The sequence below is a fragment of the Shinella zoogloeoides genome (genome assembly GCF_022682305.1).
GTDB lineage: Bacteria > Pseudomonadota > Alphaproteobacteria > Rhizobiales > Rhizobiaceae > Shinella > Shinella zoogloeoides_B.
Window position 1 is genome coordinate 3853096 of sequence record NZ_CP093528.1, and the last position, 17627, is coordinate 3870722.

15 protein-coding genes are annotated in these 17627 nt (G+C 65.1%); 6 read left to right on the forward strand and 9 right to left on the reverse strand.

From position 1 onward, the window contains the following. Nucleotides 1-73 precede the first annotated feature (73 nt). Nucleotides 74-895: an AraC family transcriptional regulator gene (locus MOE34_RS19135; RefSeq protein ID WP_160787641.1), complete on the reverse strand. Its 822-nt coding sequence runs from the start codon at nucleotides 893-895 to the stop codon at nucleotides 74-76. A 109-nt stretch (nucleotides 896-1004) separates the two neighbouring features. Between MOE34_RS19135 and MOE34_RS19140 the strand changes: the two genes are divergently transcribed. Then, nucleotides 1005-2207, forward strand: a complete 1203-nt coding sequence (locus tag MOE34_RS19140) for an MFS transporter (protein WP_160787640.1) — start codon at nucleotides 1005-1007, stop codon at nucleotides 2205-2207. A gap of 63 nt (nucleotides 2208-2270) precedes the next feature. Here MOE34_RS19140 and MOE34_RS19145 read toward each other — a convergent pair whose 3' ends face one another. Both MOE34_RS19145 and MOE34_RS19150 read right to left on the reverse strand, forming a co-directional pair. Then, entirely contained in the window at nucleotides 2271-3575 is a 1305-nt protein-coding gene (locus MOE34_RS19145; protein WP_160787639.1) for an NAD(P)/FAD-dependent oxidoreductase, read from the reverse strand. Beyond that, nucleotides 3575-4918 carry a glutamine synthetase family protein gene (locus tag MOE34_RS19150; RefSeq protein WP_160787638.1) on the reverse strand — a complete coding sequence of 448 codons (1344 nt, stop codon included), beginning with the start codon at nucleotides 4916-4918 and terminating at the stop codon, nucleotides 3575-3577. The genes MOE34_RS19145 and MOE34_RS19150 overlap by 1 nt, the downstream gene beginning before the upstream one ends. 141 nt (nucleotides 4919-5059) lie before the next feature. On the opposite strand from MOE34_RS19150, the gene MOE34_RS19155 reads away from it, so the two are divergent. Both MOE34_RS19155 and MOE34_RS19160 read left to right on the forward strand, forming a co-directional pair. Further along, entirely contained in the window at nucleotides 5060-5755 is a 696-nt protein-coding gene (locus MOE34_RS19155) for a GntR family transcriptional regulator (protein WP_380735582.1), read from the forward strand. Nucleotides 5756-5794: 39 nt separating this feature from the next. Then, complete coding sequence (locus tag MOE34_RS19160) at nucleotides 5795-7048, forward strand: NAD(P)/FAD-dependent oxidoreductase (protein WP_160787637.1); 1254 nt, start codon at nucleotides 5795-5797, stop codon at nucleotides 7046-7048. Here the strand turns inward: MOE34_RS19160 and MOE34_RS19165 are convergent. Then, on the reverse strand, nucleotides 7038-7478 hold the full coding sequence (locus MOE34_RS19165) for an Lrp/AsnC family transcriptional regulator (protein WP_160787636.1): 441 nt from the start codon (nucleotides 7476-7478) through the stop codon (nucleotides 7038-7040). The genes MOE34_RS19160 and MOE34_RS19165 overlap by 11 nt on opposite strands. A 112-nt stretch (nucleotides 7479-7590) precedes the next feature. On the opposite strand from MOE34_RS19165, the gene MOE34_RS19170 reads away from it, so the two are divergent. Next, the gene (locus MOE34_RS19170) at nucleotides 7591-8691 is read left to right on the forward strand and encodes a saccharopine dehydrogenase family protein (RefSeq protein ID WP_160787635.1); all 1101 of its coding nucleotides are present in this window, start codon (nucleotides 7591-7593) and stop codon (nucleotides 8689-8691) included. Between the two features lie 137 nt (nucleotides 8692-8828). Here the strand turns inward: MOE34_RS19170 and MOE34_RS19175 are convergent, their stop codons facing one another. The 4 genes from MOE34_RS19175 to hglS form a co-directional block, all read right to left on the reverse strand. Further along, nucleotides 8829-9785: a MerR family transcriptional regulator gene (locus tag MOE34_RS19175; protein WP_160787634.1), complete on the reverse strand. Its 957-nt coding sequence runs from the start codon at nucleotides 9783-9785 to the stop codon at nucleotides 8829-8831. A gap of 132 nt (nucleotides 9786-9917) precedes the next feature. Further along, on the reverse strand, nucleotides 9918-11150 hold the full coding sequence (locus MOE34_RS19180) for a pyridoxal phosphate-dependent aminotransferase (protein WP_160787633.1): 1233 nt from the start codon (nucleotides 11148-11150) through the stop codon (nucleotides 9918-9920). A gap of 6 nt (nucleotides 11151-11156) precedes the next feature. Beyond that, nucleotides 11157-12680 carry an L-piperidine-6-carboxylate dehydrogenase gene (amaB, locus tag MOE34_RS19185; protein WP_160787632.1) on the reverse strand — a complete coding sequence of 508 codons (1524 nt, stop codon included), beginning with the start codon at nucleotides 12678-12680 and terminating at the stop codon, nucleotides 11157-11159. Nucleotides 12681-12810: 130 nt separating this feature from the next. Next, nucleotides 12811-14208, reverse strand: coding sequence for a 2-oxoadipate dioxygenase/decarboxylase HglS (hglS, locus tag MOE34_RS19190; RefSeq protein ID WP_242218962.1), 1398 nt, complete (start codon nucleotides 14206-14208; stop codon nucleotides 12811-12813). Between the two features lie 115 nt (nucleotides 14209-14323). On the opposite strand from hglS, the gene MOE34_RS19195 reads away from it, so the two are divergent. Together MOE34_RS19195 and MOE34_RS19200 are read left to right on the forward strand one after the other, a co-directional pair. Beyond that, nucleotides 14324-15220, forward strand: coding sequence for a LysR family transcriptional regulator (locus MOE34_RS19195; protein WP_242218964.1), 897 nt, complete (start codon nucleotides 14324-14326; stop codon nucleotides 15218-15220). Between the two features lie 119 nt (nucleotides 15221-15339). Beyond that, nucleotides 15340-16623 (forward strand): NAD(P)/FAD-dependent oxidoreductase, encoded by a 1284-nt coding sequence (locus MOE34_RS19200; protein ID WP_242224136.1) that lies wholly within the window; start codon nucleotides 15340-15342, stop codon nucleotides 16621-16623. Between the two features lie 54 nt (nucleotides 16624-16677). Here the strand turns inward: MOE34_RS19200 and purU are convergent, their stop codons facing one another. Next, the gene (gene purU / locus MOE34_RS19205; protein WP_242218965.1) at nucleotides 16678-17562 is read right to left on the reverse strand and encodes a formyltetrahydrofolate deformylase; all 885 of its coding nucleotides are present in this window, start codon (nucleotides 17560-17562) and stop codon (nucleotides 16678-16680) included. Between the last annotated feature and the right edge of the window lie 65 nt (nucleotides 17563-17627).

Here is a 17627-nt window from a genome sequence, read left to right on the forward strand (position 1 = left end):
TTCCTAATCCCAAAAGCCGGCGGAATACAGTCCCCGGATCGCGTCCTTTGCCGGTCTTTTTGAGACGTCGCGCTCAGGCGGCCTTGCGATCGGTGAGATAGACGCGCGGCGAGGTGCCGAGCATGCGCTTGAACATGGTGGTGAAGGCCGGCACGCTCTCGTAGCCGGCATCGAGCGCCACGCGCGTCACCGGCTCGCCGGCCGCAAGGCGCGGCAGGCAGGCGAACAGGCAGGCCTGCTGCCGCCAGGTGACGAAGCTGACGCCCATTTCCTGCCGGAAGAAACGGGTGAAGGTGCGCCGGCTCATGTTGAGACGCCGCGCCCAGTCGTCGATCTTCACCGTCGGCGAAGGCTGCTCGACGAAATCGCGGCAGAGGCCGGCAAGCCGCCCGCTTTCCGGGAAAGGCAGGCCGAGGCGGCGCTCGGGCAGCCGGCCGATCTCGTCCAGAAGCAGCGCCATCACAAGTTCGGCCCGCGCGCGATCCTCCGCCATCGCCCCCTTGCGCACGGCCTCGGTGATGAGCTGGCGGGCAAGGTCGGTGACTTCGAGCACGGTCGGCTCCTGCGAGGCGGCCCGGCCCTCCGGCGAATAGATATAGACCGAGCGCATGCTGACATCGCTGTACATTTCGACCGAATGTTCGAGGCCGCGGGGGATCAGCAGCGCATGGCCGGGCGGGATCATCCAGCGCCCGCGCCCCGTCGCCACCAGCACGACACCGGAGAAGACGCAGAGGAACTGCGTGCGGCGATGCCGGTGCGGCGGCACGGTATAGCCGCCCGGAATATCCGAACTGTGGACCAGAACGTCCTCGTTCGACTGCTCCATGCGGGCGAGGTTATGGACGTGGTCCTCGTCCAGCGCCTTGAGGCGCGCTGCGGTCAGTTTTTCCATTTTGGCCCACTCGCGTAAGAAATGGACCTCAGCACAAAAGCAGGCCGCAAGCAATCCTTGTATTTGAGCAAAAAATGCCGAGCCGGGCATCTCATCTTTCGAGGCAACCATGTCGACTGTCGTTCCCGCGGCGCCCCGTAGCGCCGCTGCCGCCACCACCTATTCCGTCATCATCGCGGTCAGCGCCTGCCACATGCTGAACGACATCATGCAGTCGCTGCTGACGTCGATCTATCCGCTGCTGAAGGAGAACTACGCGCTCGACTTCGTGCAGATCGGCCTTCTGACCATGGCCTTCCAGGTCACGGCCTCGCTGCTGCAGCCGGCCATCGGCATGGTGACGGACCGCTGGCCGATGCCCTTCTCCCTGCCGGTCGGCATGGGCAGCAGTTTCGTCGGGCTCATCCTGCTCGCCTATGCGCATTCCTTCCCCATGCTGGTCCTCGGCGCCTGCATGATCGGTCTCGGCTCGGCGATCTTCCATCCCGAATCCTCGCGCGTCGCACGCCTTGCCTCCGGCGGGCGGCATGGCCTTGCGCAGTCCATGTTCCAGGTCGGCGGCAATGCCGGCACGGCAATCGGCCCGCTGCTTGCCGCCTTCATCGTGCTGCCCTTCGGCCAGACGAGCGTCGCCTGGTTCTCGGCGGTGGCGCTGATCGGCATGATGATCCTGACCTGGGTCGGCAACTGGTATGCCGGCGAGCGCCGCAACGCCGCAAGCCGCCCCGCCATCAGCCGCACGCTGCCGCTGCCGCGCGGCCGGGTCGCCTGGGCGCTCATCGTGCTCATCGTTCTGACGACCACGAAGAACGCCTATCTCTCCAGCCTCTCCAGCTACTTCACCTTCTACACGATCGGCCGCTTCGGCCTCGACGTGCGCGATGCGCAGTTGATGCTGTTCCTCTTCCTCGGCTCCTCGGCAGTCGGCGTCTTCCTGGGCGGCCCGATCGGCGACCGCTTCGGCGCGCGCTTCGTGATCTGGTTCTCGATCCTCGGTGTCATCCCCTTCGCGCTGATGCTGCCCTATGCGAACCTGTTCTGGACGGGCGTGCTGACGGTGCTGATCGGCCTGATCTTCTCCTCGGCCTTCTCCGCCATCGTCGTCTTCGCGCAGGAACTGGTGCCGGGCCGCGTCGGGCTGATCGCCGGCATCTTCTTCGGCTTCTCCTTCGGCGCGGGCGGCCTTGCCGCCGCCCTGCTCGGCGGCGTCGCCGACAGCCACGGCATCGACTATGTCTACAAGCTCTGCTCGTACATGCCGCTGCTCGGCATCCTCACCATCTTCCTGCCGCGCCTGCCGGCAAGGCACTGAGCACCTCCAGCTCAGACGAAAACGCCCGGCGAAAGCCGGGCGTTTCTGTTTTAGGCATTGCCCTCAAAGACCGAAGGCATCCTTGAACTGGTACCACCAGGAACCGATGGTCGAATACTGCGCACGGAACATGCGACCGCCCGGGAAGGGAATCCAGGGCAGCTTCTCGAACTGGTTGAAGCGCGACAGATCGCCGTGAATCGCTTCGCTCAGGATCTGGCCGAAGAGATGCGAGCCGGTGACGCCGTGACCGCTGTAGCCATGGGCGAAATAGGTGTTCTTTCCGATCTTGCCCATCTGCGGCACGCGCGAGAAGGAGAGCGCGAAATTGCCGCTCCAGGCATAGTCGATCTTCACGCCCTTCAGCGACGGGAAGACTTTTTCGAGGTTCGGGCGGATTTTCGCCCTGACGTCGGCCGGGTCCGTGCCGCCATAGACGGTGCCGCCGCCGAAGATCATGCGCTTGTCGGCCGAGAGGCGGAAATAGTCGAGGATGTAGCGCACGTCCTCCACGCACATGTCGCTCGGGATCAGTGCATCGGCGCGATCACCCAGCGGCTCGGTGGCGATCATCTGGGTCGAAACCGGCATGACGCGCGAGACGAGCTTCGGCACGACATGGCCGAGATAGGCGTTGCCGCAAAGCACGGCGGCATTCGCCGTCACGCTGCCTTTCGCGGTATGAATGACGGGCTTTTCCGCCTCATGCTCGACGCGGATGACGGGCGACTGTTCGTAGATCACGCCGCCGAGCGATTCCAGCGCCTTCGCCTCGCCGAGGGTCAGGTTGAGCGGGTGCATGTGGCCGCCGCTCGTGTCCAGCATGCCGCCGATATAGGCGTCGGTATTCACCAGCTTCTGCATGGCAGCCTTGTCCAGCAACTGGTAATCGTCCATGCCGTAGCTCTTCCACAGCGCCTTCTTGTGCTCCAGCTCCTTCATATGGGCGGGCGTATAGGCGGCGTAGATATTGCCATTCTTCAGGTCACAGTCGATCTGGTACTGCGAAACGAGGCGGCGGATGATCTTGCCGCCTTCCTGCACCAGACCGCCGATGAAGGCGCCGGCCTCGTCGCCGTAGCGGCGCTTGATCGTGTCGAGGCTGGCATTGAGGCCATTGACGAGCTGGCCGCCATTGCGCCCGGACGCGCCCCAGCCGATGCCGGCGCCTTCCACCATCACGACCTTGTAGCCCTTTTCGGCAAGGTGGATGGCGGTGGAGAGGCCGGAATAGCCGGCGCCGAGCACGGCGACATCGGCCGTGACCGCGCCCTCCAGCACCTTCGGCGTGCGGATGATGTTGCGGGAAGCAGCGTAGTAGCTGTCGGGATATTCGCCGTTGCCGGCATAGGAAGCTTTGTTGGCCATCAGACGATTTCCAGGTAGGCGCTGAATTCGAAGTCGGTCACCTGTTCGGCGAAACCGGCGATTTCCTGCCGCTTGCAGGCGATCAGCATGGAGCGGAGATCCGCATCGAAGATTTCCGAGACGATCGAGCCGTTCTCGAAGGCGGTGACGGCAGAGCCCCATTCGCTGGGAATGCGCGGCAACTGCGAAAGATAGGCCCGGCCCGAGACCGGCGCCGGCGGCTCCCACTTGTTGCGGATGCCGACGAGGGCAGCGCCGAGAATGGCGGCCATGACGAGATAGGGGTTGGCGTCGGCGCCGGCGACACGGTGCTCGATGCGCCGCGCCTTGTTGTTGCCGCCCGGAATGCGGATGGCGGCCGTGCGGTTCTCATAGCCCCAGGAAATCGAGGTCGGCGCATGGGTGTCCGGGCGCAGGCGGCGATAGGAATTGTAGTGCGGGGCGAAGAGCAGGGTCGATTCCGCCATGCCGCGCGTCAGGCCGGCGACGGCATGTTTCATGATGGCCGAGCCTTCCGCCGTGCCGTCGTCGAAGACATTGTTGCCGTCCTCGTCGATCACGCTGAAATGCATGTGCATGCCGCTGCCCGAGCGCATGCCGTAGGGCTTGGCCATGAAGGTGGCGGCAAAGCCGTGCTTGCGCGCGATGCCCTTGACGATGCGCTTGAAGAACAGCGCGTCGTCGGCCGCTTTCAACGGATCGTCGGAATGCATCAGGTTGATTTCGAACTGGCCGATGCCGTTTTCCGCGACGGCCGAATCCGCCGGCACGTTCTGCCGCTCGCATTCCGCATAGACGTCGGAGAAGAACTGGCCGAAATCGTCGAGTTCGTCGATGGAGAGGATGGCGTCGGAATCGAGGCGCTTGCCGGTATAGGGCGAGATCGGCGGCTCGGCATGATCCGGCTCGGCGTCGATCAGGTAGAATTCCATTTCCGAGGCGACGACCGGGCGAAGGCCCAGCTCGTTATACTGCCGCACGATATTGGCGAGCGCCTGACGCGGATCGGCAAGGAACGGCTCGCCGCTCTCCTTGAACAGCCAGAGCGGCACGACGGCGGAAGGCTTCAGCGTCCAGCTGACGGGCAGCGGCCCGCGGCCGGTCGCCGCGCAGATGCCGTCCATGTCGCCCGAGGCGAAGACGTGGCTCGAGCCGACGATATCCTCACCCCACACATCGACGCCGACGATGGACAGCGGCATGCGGATACCGCCCTTCAGCACCTTTTCCGCCTGCCCTACCGGCACGCGCTTGCCGCGCAGAATGCCGTTCAGGTCGCAGACGACGGCCTGGATGCTCTCCACGCCATCGGCATTGATCAGCCAGTTGGAATCGTCAGTCACGTCAAATCCCCTTCCGTATCACATAATTATTTTTGTGATCACATTTTCCAGATATGCACACTTTCTTGTCACGGGTCAAGCTGCTAGAACCTGTCACGAAGGACAGGCTGGCACCCGACAGCCTTTCACAGGAGGTATGGATTGGGCAACTTGGCGCTGGAATCGCTGGAGCGGCCGGAAGGCATGACGACGCATGAATATGCGCATCGCCGCCTGCGCCAGGCCATCATGGTCGGCTCGATCCGCCCCGGCGAATCGCTGACCATCCGCGGCATTGCCGAGGCGATGGAGAGCAGCCCGACGCCGGTGCGCGAGGCGCTGCGCCGTCTCTCCGCGGAAGGCGCGCTGCGCGTGCTCGACAATCGCCGCATCATGGTGCCGCGCATGACGGCGGACCGTTTCAGCGAACTCGTCTCGCTGCGCTCCATGCTGGAGCAGCACGCCGCCCGCCGGGCCGTGCCGCATATCACCGAGCGCCGCATCGACCAGCTCGCCGAGATCGACCGCGCGCAGGACGAGGCCATCGCCCGCAAGGACAACGGCACCGCCCTCCTCCTGAACCAGGAATTCCATCGCACGCTATACACCGCCAATCCCGAGCAGGTGATCATGCCGATGGTGGAGAGCATCTGGCTCCAGCTCGGCCCCTTCCTCGGCATCGCCATGGAGCATGTCGCCCAGCTCTATTTCGTCGATCGCCACCAGGAGGCCATCGAGGCGCTGCGCAAGCGCGACGAGGACGCCGTGGCCACGGCGATCAAGGCCGACATTTCCGAGGGCATCGGCGGTTTCGAGCGTTCGGCCATCGAGAATCTCTTGAAACTTGCAGGACAATAAACGCACCGGCCAAAGGCCGGGCAACAGGGGGAATGGCAGATGAAGGCGGATGTGATTGTTCTCGGCGCGGGCGTGGTCGGCATTTCGGCGGCGATCCATCTGGCCCGGCGCGGCAAGAAGGTGGTGATGATCGACCGCCGCGGCCCGGCCGAGGAAACCTCCTACGGCAATGCCGGCCTCATCCAGCGCGAGGGCGTCTTCCCTTACGGCTTCCCGCACGATTTCGGCGCGCTCTTCCGCTACGCGCTGAACAACACCATCGACGCCCATTATCACCCCTCGGCGATCCCGAGCATCATTCCCTTCCTCGCCCGCTACTGGTGGCATTCCGGCTTCCGCCAGCACCAGAGCATCGCCCATCTCTATGCCCCGCTCATCGAACATTCGATCAGCGAACACGCCGACCTCATCGCCGCCTCCGGTGCCGACGACCTCATCCGCAAGGACGGCTGGATGAAGGTCTTTCGCACGGAGAAGGAGCGGGACAAGGCCTATGCGGAGGCGGAAAAGCTTTCGGCCAATTTCGGCGTCAACCACCAGAAGCTGACGACGGCGGAAGTGGCCGCCGCCGAACCGCATATCCGCGCGGAACTGACCGGCGGCCTGCGCTGGACCGACCCATGGTCGATCCGCGATCCCCAGAGCCTCCTCAAGCGCTACCTCGCCTATTTCCAGTCCCTCGGCGGCGAATTGAAATCCGGCGACGCGGCGACCATCGAACATGTGCTTGAAGGCGAAGGCTGGCGCATCGCGACGCCCGAGGGACCGCTGGAAGCAAGGGACGTCGTCGTCGCGCTCGGCCCCTGGGCCGATACGGTGACGCGCAAGCTCGGCTATCGCTTCCCGCTCGCCGTCAAGCGCGGCTACCACATGCATTACGGCGCGGAAGAGGGCGCGACGCTCAACAACTGGGTGCTCGACGCCGAGCGCGGCTATTTCCTCGCCCCCATGCTGCGCGGCATCCGCCTCACCACCGGCGCGGAGTTCGCCAGGCGCGACACGCGCAAAACCCCGGTCCAGCTTCGCCGCGCCGAAAAGGTCGCCCGCGAATTCTTCCCGCTCGCCGAACGGCGCGACGAGGAACCGTGGATGGGCGCCCGCCCCTGCACGCCGGACATGATGCCGGTCATCGGCAAGGCCCCACGCCATGCCGGTCTCTGGTTCGCCTTCGGCCATGCCCACCACGGCATGACCCTCGGCCCCATCACCGGCCGCGTGCTGGCGGAAAAGATGCTGGGCGAGCGCACGGTGATCAATATCGGGCCGTACCGGCCGGAGCGCTTTATCGCCTGATCCGCGTCGACAGGATGATCGACGACAGCGTGCGCTCCACGCCGTCGATGGCGCCGATGCGGTCGATCAGGTGGTCGAGTTCCGCAATGGACGCCGCCTCGACCACGGCGATGAGATCGAAGCTGCCGCTCACCGAATGCAGCGTGCGCACGGCGGAAATGGCGTGCAGCTCCGTCGTGATGCGGGCGAGGGTCTTGGGCGCGATGGTGATCAGCACATGGGCCTTCACCATGCCGCTCTCATAGGCGTCGGAAAGCTTGACGCCGTAGCCGGCGATCACGCCGTCGCGCTCCAGCCGGTCGATCTTCGCCTGCACGGTCGTGCGCGACAGGCCCAGCTTGCGGGCGATGGTCGCCGTCTGTTCGCGGGCGTTCTCGCTGAGGATGGCCAGAAGCGCGCGATCCTTGGCGCCTAGCGTCGAAATGCTCATTTTCACCGTCGTTCTGCCGATAATGATAACGCATTATGCCAGATATGGCGCTTTAAATCGACAGCCCCTCCCCTCAAAATAAGTGCATCAATTCATGCCGGAGGGTAATCACATGAAGGACATCGTCGTCATCGGCGCAGGCAAGATCGGCTCGACCATCGCGCGCATGCTGGCCCATTGCGGAGACTACCGCGTCACCGTCGCCGACCGCTCGGAAGACCAGCTCGCCGCCATCGAGAAGCACGATGCCGTTTCGACCGTCGTCGTCGACATCGCCGACGCCGTCGCCATGAAGGCGCTGCTCACCGGCAAGTTCGCCGTTCTCTCGGCTGCCCCCTACCACCTGACGGTCGCCATCGCCGAAGCTGCCGCCGCTGCCGGCGTGCACTATCTCGACCTCACGGAAGACGTCGAATCCACCCGCCAGGTCAAGCGCATCGCCGCGAACGCCAAGACGGCCTTCATTCCGCAGTGCGGCCTCGCACCGGGCTTCATCTCCATCGTCGCCAATGACCTCGCAAGCCGCTTCGACACGCTCGACAGCGTGCGCATGCGCGTCGGCGCCCTGCCGCAGTACCCGTCCAACGCTCTCAACTATAACCTGACCTGGAGCACGGACGGCGTCATCAACGAATATATCGAGCCCTGCGAAGCCATCGTCGAAGGCTCGCTGATCGAGGTTCCGGCCCTCGAAGAGCGTGAAGAATTCTCGCTCGACGGCGTCACCTACGAAGCCTTCAACACCTCGGGCGGCCTCGGCACGCTCTGCGAGACGCTGAAGGGCAAGGTTCGCACGCTGAACTACCGCACGATCCGCTATCCGGGCCACGCCGCCATCATGAAGGCGCTGCTCAACGACCTCGGCCTGCGTCACCGCCGCGAAGTCCTCAAGGACATCTTCGAAAACGCCCTGCCGACCACCACGCAGGACGTCGTGATCATCTTCGTGACCGTTTCCGGTCGCAAGGGCGGTCGCCTGATCCAGGAAACCTACGCCAACAAGGTCTACAGCGCCCCGGTCGCCGGCGCCCTGCATTCCGCCATCCAGATCACGACGGCCGGCTCGATCTGCGCCGTGCTCGACATGCTGGCTGACGGTTCGCTGCGCGCCGAAGGCTTCGTACGCCAGGAAGAAATCGCCCTCGAGGCCTTCCTCGCCAACCGCTTCGGCCACTACTACGCCCAGGAAAACCGCGGCGCGCACGCCGCCTGATTTTCCCGACCTCTTCAACGCCCCGGCCAAACCGGGGCGTTTTCGCATCGTGGCCCAGCCGCGGGGAAGCAAAGAACGCCACAAAGGCGCAAACCAATAAAAATGGGGCCTCCTGCGAGGCCCCTTTTCTTTTGGCATCAGGCGGCGCTCGGCCGAAAGGCGATCACGCCCTCCGTCCGCGACCGCACGGCCGGCGTCGCAAGGCATGTCGCGACCGCCTCGTAGCCCCGCGCGCCCTTGCGCGGCGGCACGATCATCGGCATGTCGTGATTTGCCGGGCAGTAGAGGATGGTTTCGTCCGCGGACATATCGGCAAGATCGAGCATCGACGAGGAGCGCGTGAGCAGGAAAAGCGGACGCTCCCCGAAAGGCCGGCTTCGCAGATAGCGCCGCAACGCCTGCTGCGTGACCTGATCCAGCCCTTGCTCCACCATATCGATGACAAGGACTGCCGCCTCCGAGGCCTCGACGGCGAAGAGCAAGGCCGCCAAGGCCGGCGAGAAGTTCGCACCCTGTCCCAGAAGCCGGTGAAGATGACTGTCGCTTCGCGCCTCTACCACCGCATCGCCGTCCACCTGCCGCTCCAGCCCGATAAAGGCGGCATCCGGCAGGGCTTCCGAAATCGCCAGCGCCAACCGTGTCTTGCCGCTCCCCAGAGGACCGGTGATGTAGGTGAGGGGTTTCAGGGCCGGGAGCTCGAACCGCTCGCCACCCCATGGCCAGGGCAAATCCAGCGAGACGGCCGCCTCTACGGCCGACGCCACCTTCTTTCGCGCCGCCTCGACGGATTGAACCGTCTCGGCCATCCGGCCGATCTGGCTTTCGAGACCCGCCTGATGGGCGGCAAGCGCGGTATCGAGGCTACCGCCAGCCGACAGGACACCCTTGATCTGCGTAAGCCCCATCCCGAGCCGCCGCAGGGCGGCAACCTCTCTTGCGCGCGCCAGTTCGGACGGGCCGTATATCCGCCAGCCGGCGGTGGTGCGCAGCGGGGTCAGCAATCCATTCTGCTCGTAGAGCCGGAGCGCCTTGGCCGAGACGCCGAGTTCCCTTGCCGCCTCGGCGGCGGTCAGATGAAGGCTGGACCTGCGCACGAATCACCTCCCTGTCGTTCACCACCCTCTTATGCGGCCGGCCCCCGGGGCCGGGTCAAGCAGACGTTTCGGCAAAGAAAAACCCGCCGCAGGCTGGCTGCGGCGGGTCGGAAAGGCGAGGTGCGTGGCGGCTCAGGAAAGCCGTGCGCAGGCGTCCGCGATGCGCTTCAGCGCTTCCGTCAGTTCCGCTTCCAACGTGGCGTAGGAGATGCGGAAAAAGGGCGAGAGGCCGAAGGCCGAGCCCGGGACGACGGCGACATTCGCGTCTTCGAGGAGGTAGTCCGTGAAGTCGCTGTCGGCCTCGATGCGCTTGCCCTTCGGCGTTGTCTTGCCGATCACGCCGGCGCAGCCGGAGAAGGTGTAGAACGCGCCTTCCGGGGTGCGGCAGGCAAGGCCGGGAATGGCGTTGAGTGCGGAGACGACGAGGTCGCGGCGATGCTTGAAGCTCGCCTGGCGGTCCTTCAGGAAGTCCTGGGGGCCGTTCAGCGCTTCGACCGAAGCGGCCTGGCTGACCGAAGACGGGCAGGAGGTCGCCTGGCTCTGGATCACGGCCATGGCCTTGATCAGCGCCTTGGGACCACCGGCATAGCCGATGCGCCAGCCGGTCATCGCATAGGCCTTCGAGACGCCGTTGATCGTCAGCGCGCGGCTTTTCAGGCGCGGTTCGATGGCGACCGGGGTCACGAATTTGAAGCCGTCATAGACGATGTGCTCGTACATGTCGTCGACCATCAGCCAGACATGCGGATGACGCAGCAGCACGTCGAGCAGCGGGCGGTAGTCCGCTTCGCTGTAGGCCGCGCCCGACGGGTTGGACGGCGAGTTGAAGAGCACCCAGCGCGTCTTCGGTGTGATCGCCTTTTCGAGCTGTTCGGCCTTCAGGCGGAAGCCGGCTTCCGCGTCGCAGGGGATCAGCACCGGCACGCCGCCGCAGATCTCCACGATGTCGGAATAGGACGTCCAGTAGGGCGTCGGGATGATCACCTCGTCGCCCGGATTGACGCTCGCCATGAAGGCGTTGAAGAGGATCTGCTTGGCGCCCGTCGCGACGGTGACTTCGTCGATTGCGTAATCAACGTTGTTCTCGCGGCGGAATTTTTCGGAAATCGCCTTCTTCAGCTCCGGCGTGCCGTCGAGCGCGGTGTATTTGGTGTCGCCCTTGTCGATGGCGGCCTTGGCGGCGGCCTTGACGTTGTCGGGCGTGTCGAAGTCAGGCTCGCCGGCGCCGAGGATGATGACCGGCAGGCCTTCCTTCTTCATGGCAGCGGCGCGGGCGCCGATCTGCAGGATTTTCGAAACGCCGATGGCGGCGATGCGCGAGGCGGGCACGAAGCCCGCCTCCTCGATCTTGGTGGATACGGTCATGGCCGCTTACTCGATATCGAAGGAGACGCCCTGGGCGAGCGGCAGGGCCTTCGAATAGTTCACCGTGTTGGTGGCGCGGCGCATATAGGCCTTCCAGGCGTCGGAGCCGGATTCGCGGCCGCCGCCGGTTTCCTTCTCGCCGCCGAATGCGCCGCCGATTTCAGCGCCCGAGGTGCCGATGTTGACATTGGCGATGCCGCAGTCCGAACCGTCGGCCGACAGGAAGCGCTCGGCTTCCTGAACGTTGAGCGTGAAGATCGACGAGGAGAGGCCGGCCGAAACGGCGTTGTGGTCTTCCAGCACGGCTTCGAAGTCGGAATACTTCATGACGTAGAGGATCGGCGCGAAGGTCTCTTCGAGAACCGGGCCGGCCTGCTTCGGCATTTCGACGATGGCGGGCTTGACGTAGTAGGCCGTGTCCTTGCCGGCTTCGGCAACGCGCTCGCCACCGGTGACGGAACCGCCCTCGGCCTTGGCCGCTGCGATTGCCTTCTGCATGCCGTCGAAAGCCTGCTTGTCGACCAGCGGGCCGACGAGAGCGGAGGTTTCCAGCGGGTTGCCGACGGAAACGCTGGTATAGGCCTTCTTCAGGCGCGGAACGAGCTGGTCATAGACGCTGTCATGCACGAAGAGGCGGCGCAGCGTGGTGCAGCGCTGGCCGGCGGTGCCCATTGCGCCGAAGGCGATGGCGCGCAGTGCCATGTCGAGGTCGGCCGAGGGGCAGACGATGCCGGCATTGTTGCCGCCGAGCTCGAGGATCGAGCGGGCGAAACGCTTGGCGAGACGCGGGCCGACTTCCTTGCCCATGCGGGTGGAGCCGGTGGCCGAGACGAGCGCGACCTTGTGGTTGTCGACGAGGGCTTCACCGATGGTGCGGTCGCCGATAAGGACGATCGACAGGTTTGCCGGGGCATCGCCGAAGCGGGCAAGCGCGCGCTCGAAGATCGCCTGGCAGGCGAGCGCCGTCAGCGGGGTCTTTTCAGAGGGCTTCCAGACGATGGAATTGCCGGCGACGAGCGCCAGAGCCGCGTTCCACGACCAGACGGCGACCGGGAAGTTGAAGGCCGAGATGATGCCGACGACGCCGAGCGGGTGCCAGGTTTCCATCATGCGGTGGCCGGGACGCTCGGTGGCGATCGTCAGGCCGTAGAGCTGGCGGGAGAGACCGACGGCGAAATCGCAGATGTCGATCATTTCCTGCACTTCGCCGAGGCCTTCGGAGGTGATCTTGCCGGCCTCGATGGAGACGAGGCGGCCGAGATCGGCCTTGGAGGCGCGCAGCTCTTCGCCGAGCAGGCGAACCAGTTCGCCGCGCTTGGGAGCCGGAACGAGACGCCAGGCCTTGAAGGCTTCGTGGGCGGCATCGATGGCCTTGTTCGTCTCGGCGGCCGAGACGGTCTTCAGCTTGCCGATCTCCTCGCCGCTGACCGGGCTGAAGGAGGCCATGTCGCCACCCTGCCAGTCGGCGCGGGCAACGCCGAGCTTGTCGAGAAGGGCTGCGGTTTCGGTTTTCACGTCGACTTTCGTCATCGGGTATCTCCCTGTTGTCTCTTGGGTCTCTTGGCGCCCGGCAGGCCCGGCGCTTTAATGGTTTCACCCCGGCCGTCCGCTTGCGCTTCCCGTCCGGGGTGTATCTGTCGTGGAAGGCCTTTGCCGTCCGTTATTCCGCGGCTGCCGCCATGTTGACGATGCCGAGGCACATTTCAAGCGAGGCGCGCTGGATGCCGGCATAGTGGGCGAATTCGTCCAGTACCGTGGCGCCCATGTCGCGTTCGAACATCACCTGGTTCGGGCTCGCGACGAAATCCTGCGTCGCGTCGTCGCCGAGATTCGACTGGAAGATGCCCGCGGCGCTGACCGGCAGGAAATCCTCGTAGACGATGGGGTCGAACTGGATCAACCCGGCTTCGATGGCGGTTTCGAGATCGGCGTTGCGGCCGGTGACCGCCTTGCCCTTCTCCGTCAGGCAATAGCGGAAATAGCCGAGGCCTGCCTTGCGGATGCCGTCCCATGTGTCGGGGAAGGCCTTGAAGACATCGGCGAGCGCGGCTTCGTATTCGGCGGCGTTGGAGCCGTCGGCGGCCGGGCGCACGCGGGCGCGGGTGTCGTTCAGGAGCTGGTCGTAAAGCGCGCGGCCCTTCGGCGTCAGCGCGACGCCGCGCTGTTCGATCTCGCCGAAGCGGGCGGTGTGCGAGCCCTTCTGCCAGCTGCCGTCTTCCGCGATGAAGGAGACGGCTTCTTCCAGTGCCTTGAACGAGGTCTGGCGCAGCAGGATCGGGCAGGTGCGGGTCGGCGGGCCCTCGACGATGGCCTTGGGGGCGATGCCCTCTTCCGGCATGCGCGCCTGCACCTTGTCGATGTCGAGCGTGCGCGGCGTCAGGTGATTGATGTGCGGTCCCTTGAAGGACACGACGTCGGCGATCAGGCGGTGCGCGTCGTGCAGGCGCTTGTACATGTCGGCGCTGACGATGGCATGGTCGTGCCAGCGGAAGGTCTCCAGCACCTCGGTGACGAAGCGGGCGGCGTCCGTGCGGTCCAGCCCGCCGTCGCGCTCGGCCTTCTCGACCAGGGCGACAGCGGCGCTGGTGAAGATCTTGCGGCCGGCGAGAACCGTAGCGGCTTCTGCGCGCAGCGCTTCGTCCGCGATGAGATCGAGGCGGAGCAGCGAGGTGAAGACGCGGAACGGGTTGCGGCTGAGGCTTTCCGCGCCGACCGGGCGGAAGGCGGTGGAATGAACGGGAACGCCGGCCGTCGACAGGTCGTAGTAGCCAACCGGGAACATGCCCATGACCGCGAAGACGCGGCGCATCATGGAAAGTTCTTCCGGCGTGCCGAGGCGTATGGCACCGTGACGCTCCTCGGAAATGCGCTCCAGCGAGTCCGTGGCTTCGAGGCGCGTCTTCATATGCGGGTCGGCGGCGAGCGTCTCGTCATTCACCTTTGCGACCAGCGACATCAGCGTGCCGTAGGCCGGAACCTCGTCGCGATACATGACGGACATGGCGGCGGAAAAATCCGAGCGGATCTTGTCGGCGGAAATGTACGAATTTGCTTTCATGGGAAGCGGTCTCATCTTACAAGGAGGGAGGCCCTGTTCATTCTCAAAACGGATAATACCGGATCGTTTCCTTGAGCGATTGCGACCGTTCTGACTATGTTGATGCGAGGAAAGAATGAAGCTCAGTCGCAGGCTGATCCCTGACGTCACCACGCTGCAGGCGTTCGAATGCGCCGCCCGCCATGGCAGCTTCACGCAAGCCGCGCACGAGCTGAACCTGACCCAGAGCGCCGTCAGCCGCCAGATCAAGGACCTCGAGGAACAGCTCGGCGTGCTGCTCTTCGAGCGCGTGCGCCAGCGCGTCGTGCTGTCCGACGACGGCCGTCGCTTCTTGCCGGAGGTGCGCAAGCTGCTGCACCAGACGGAAGAGACCATGCTGCGCGCCATGGCGTCGGCTTCCTCCGAGCATAGCCTCGCCATCGCCACGCTGCCGACCTTCGGCAGCCGCTGGCTGACGCCGCGCATTCCGGGCTTCCTTGCCGAGCATCCCGGCACGATCATCAACATCGCCTCGCGCTCGGCGCCTTTCGATTTCGACGAGGAGAATTTTGACCTCGCGATCCATTACGGCCAGCCCGTCTGGGCGCGCGCGGCCTGCTCCTATCTCTGCAGCGAGGAAATCCTGCCGGCGGCGAGCCCCGAACTGCTGAAGTCCTGGAACCTTGCCGAGCCGAAGGACCTGGAACGGGCGCCGCTGCTGCACCTCGCCACGCGGCCGAAACTCTGGGCGCAGTGGTTCGAGCTGAACGGCGGCTCCGCCGACACCGCCTATCGCGGCCACCGCTTCGACCAGTTCGCCATGGTGATCGAATCGGCCGTCGCCGGCCTCGGCTTCGCGCTGCTGCCGAAATACCTGATCGAGCAGGAGCTTGCGAACGGCCGCCTTTGCGTCGTCTTCGACCGGCCGATGGAGATGGAGAACAGCTATTATCTCGTCGTTCCCGAGGGAAAGCTGGAGAACCCGCTGAGCCAGGCTTTTCGCGCCTGGATCGCCAAGCAGGTTCCGAGATGACGGGCACAAGCCCCCTTCATGCGGAGGGGGCATGACCCGGTGCTGATTTTTTGCTTTAGTGGAAGGGCCGCATCGTCGATGGTGCGATGACCATCCTCCTTCCGAAAAGACAGACCACCATGCTCAACGACCCGCGCTCCCATGGCCTCTGGGAGATGACCGCCCCATCCGCCCCGCAAACCGTCGCCTTCTCCGGCAAGGCGGATGCGGACGTGGTGATCGTCGGCGGCGGCTATACCGGCTTTTCGACCGCGCTGCACCTTGCCGAGCGCGGCACGCGGGTGATCCTGCTGGAAGGCGCCGAGATCGGCTATGGCGGCTCGGGCCGCAATGTCGGCCTCGTCAATGCCGGCATGTGGGTCATGCCGGACGAACTGCCCGGCGTGCTCGGCGACCTCTACGGCAGCCGCCTGCTCGAAGTGCTCGGCAATGCGCCGCGCCTCGTCTTCGACCTCGTCGAGAAGCACCAGATCGATTGCGAGATCAATCCGGCCGGCACGCTGCACTGCGCCGTCGGCCAGTCCGGCCTCGACGAATTGAAGCAGCGCGCCGAGCAATGGGCGCGCCGCGGCGCGCCGGTGCGCCTGCTGGATGCCGCCGAGACGGCCGCCAAGGTCGGCACCGAAGCTTATACGGGCTCGCTGCTCGACATGCGCGCCGGCACGATCCAGCCGCTCGCCTATGCGCGCGGCCTTGCCCGCGCCGCGATTGCCGCCGGCGCGAACGTCTTCACCGGCAGCCCGGTGACGGGCGCCGAGCGGAACGGCAAGCGCTGGACGGTCAACACCGCGGGCGGCTCGGTGACGGCGGACTGGGTGGTGGTCGCGACGAACGCTTACACCGTCGCCCCGTGGAACGAGGTGCGCGCCGAGCTCGTGCATCTTCCCTATTTCAACTTCGCCACCGTGCCGCTGTCGGCGGAGATGCAGGCTAAGATCCTGCCGGAAAAGCAGGGCGCCTGGGATACGCGTGAAGTTCTCTCTTCCTTCCGCTTCGACAAGCGTGGCCGGCTGGTCTTCGGCAGCGTCGGGGCGCTGCGCGGCACCGGCACCGGCATCCACAAGGCCTGGGCGCGCCGCGCGCTGAAGAAACTGTTCCCCGAGATCGGCGACGTCGCCTTCGAGGCGGAATGGTATGGCAAGATCGGCATGACGACCGACAACCTGCCGCGCTTCCATCGCCTCGCCGACAATGTCGTCGGCTTTTCCGGCTATAACGGCCGCGGCATCGCCCCCGGCACCGTTTTCGGCCGGACGCTCGCCCAGCTCGTTTCCGGCGAGATCGCCGAAATGGACCTGCCGCTGCCGGTCACCGATCCGGAGGCCCAGTCCTTCCGCTCGGTGCGCGAGGGCTACTACGAACTCGGCGCACAGATCGCCCACTTCGCTGGCGCGCGTATCTAGGCAACTCACCCCATCAAGCAGAAAGGCCGGCGTCTCCGCCGGCCTTTTCGTTTGTCACCCCATGCGCTCGGAGGCGTAGGAGCCTGGCGACGGCGGGAAGACGATGGTCTTGTTGCCGTTCATGAAGACGCGGTGATGGATATGGGCATGCACGGCGCGCGCCAGAACCTGGCTCTCCACGTCGCGACCGATCGAGACATAGTCCTCCGCCGACTGCGCATGCGTGATGCGCGCCACGTCCTGCTCGATGATCGGACCCTCGTCGAGGTCTTCCGTCACATAGTGCGCCGTCGCGCCGATCAGCTTCACGCCGCGCTCGAAGGCCTGCTTGTAGGGGTTCGCCCCCTTGAACGACGGCAGGAACGAGTGGTGGATGTTGATGATGCGGCCCGACATCTTCTTGCAGACCGCATCCGACAGCACCTGCATGTAGCGGGCAAGCACGATCAGCTCGGCCCCGGACTGCTCGACCACTTCCATCAGCCGCGCCTCGGCCTGCGGCTTGTTCTCCTTGGTCACCTTGATGTGGTGGAAGGGGATGTCGTGGTTGACGATGACCTTCTGGTAATCGAAGTGGTTCGACACGACGCCGACGATGTCGATCGGCAGCGCGCCGATCTTCCAGCGGTAGAGCAGGTCGTTGAGGCAATGGCCGAAGCGCGAGACCATCAGCAGCACCTTCATGCGCTCGTCGCTGTCGTTGAAGCGCCAGGTCATCGCGAACTTCTTGGCGACCGGAGCGAAGCCGGACTTGATGTCGTCTTCCGACACGCCTTCCTGCGACAGGAAGGTCAGGCGCATGAAGAACAGGCCCGTCTCCAGATCGTCGAACTGCGACGAATCGGAGATGTAGCACCCCTTCTCGGCGAGGTAGCCGGTGATCGCAGCGACGATGCCGCGGGTCGATTGGCAGGTTACGGTCAGGACGTGGCTTTTCATCGGTTTCAATCTCGCGTTCGGCCGGTGCTGGGGGCAGGCAACGGCGATCCCCTTTTGATGCGCCG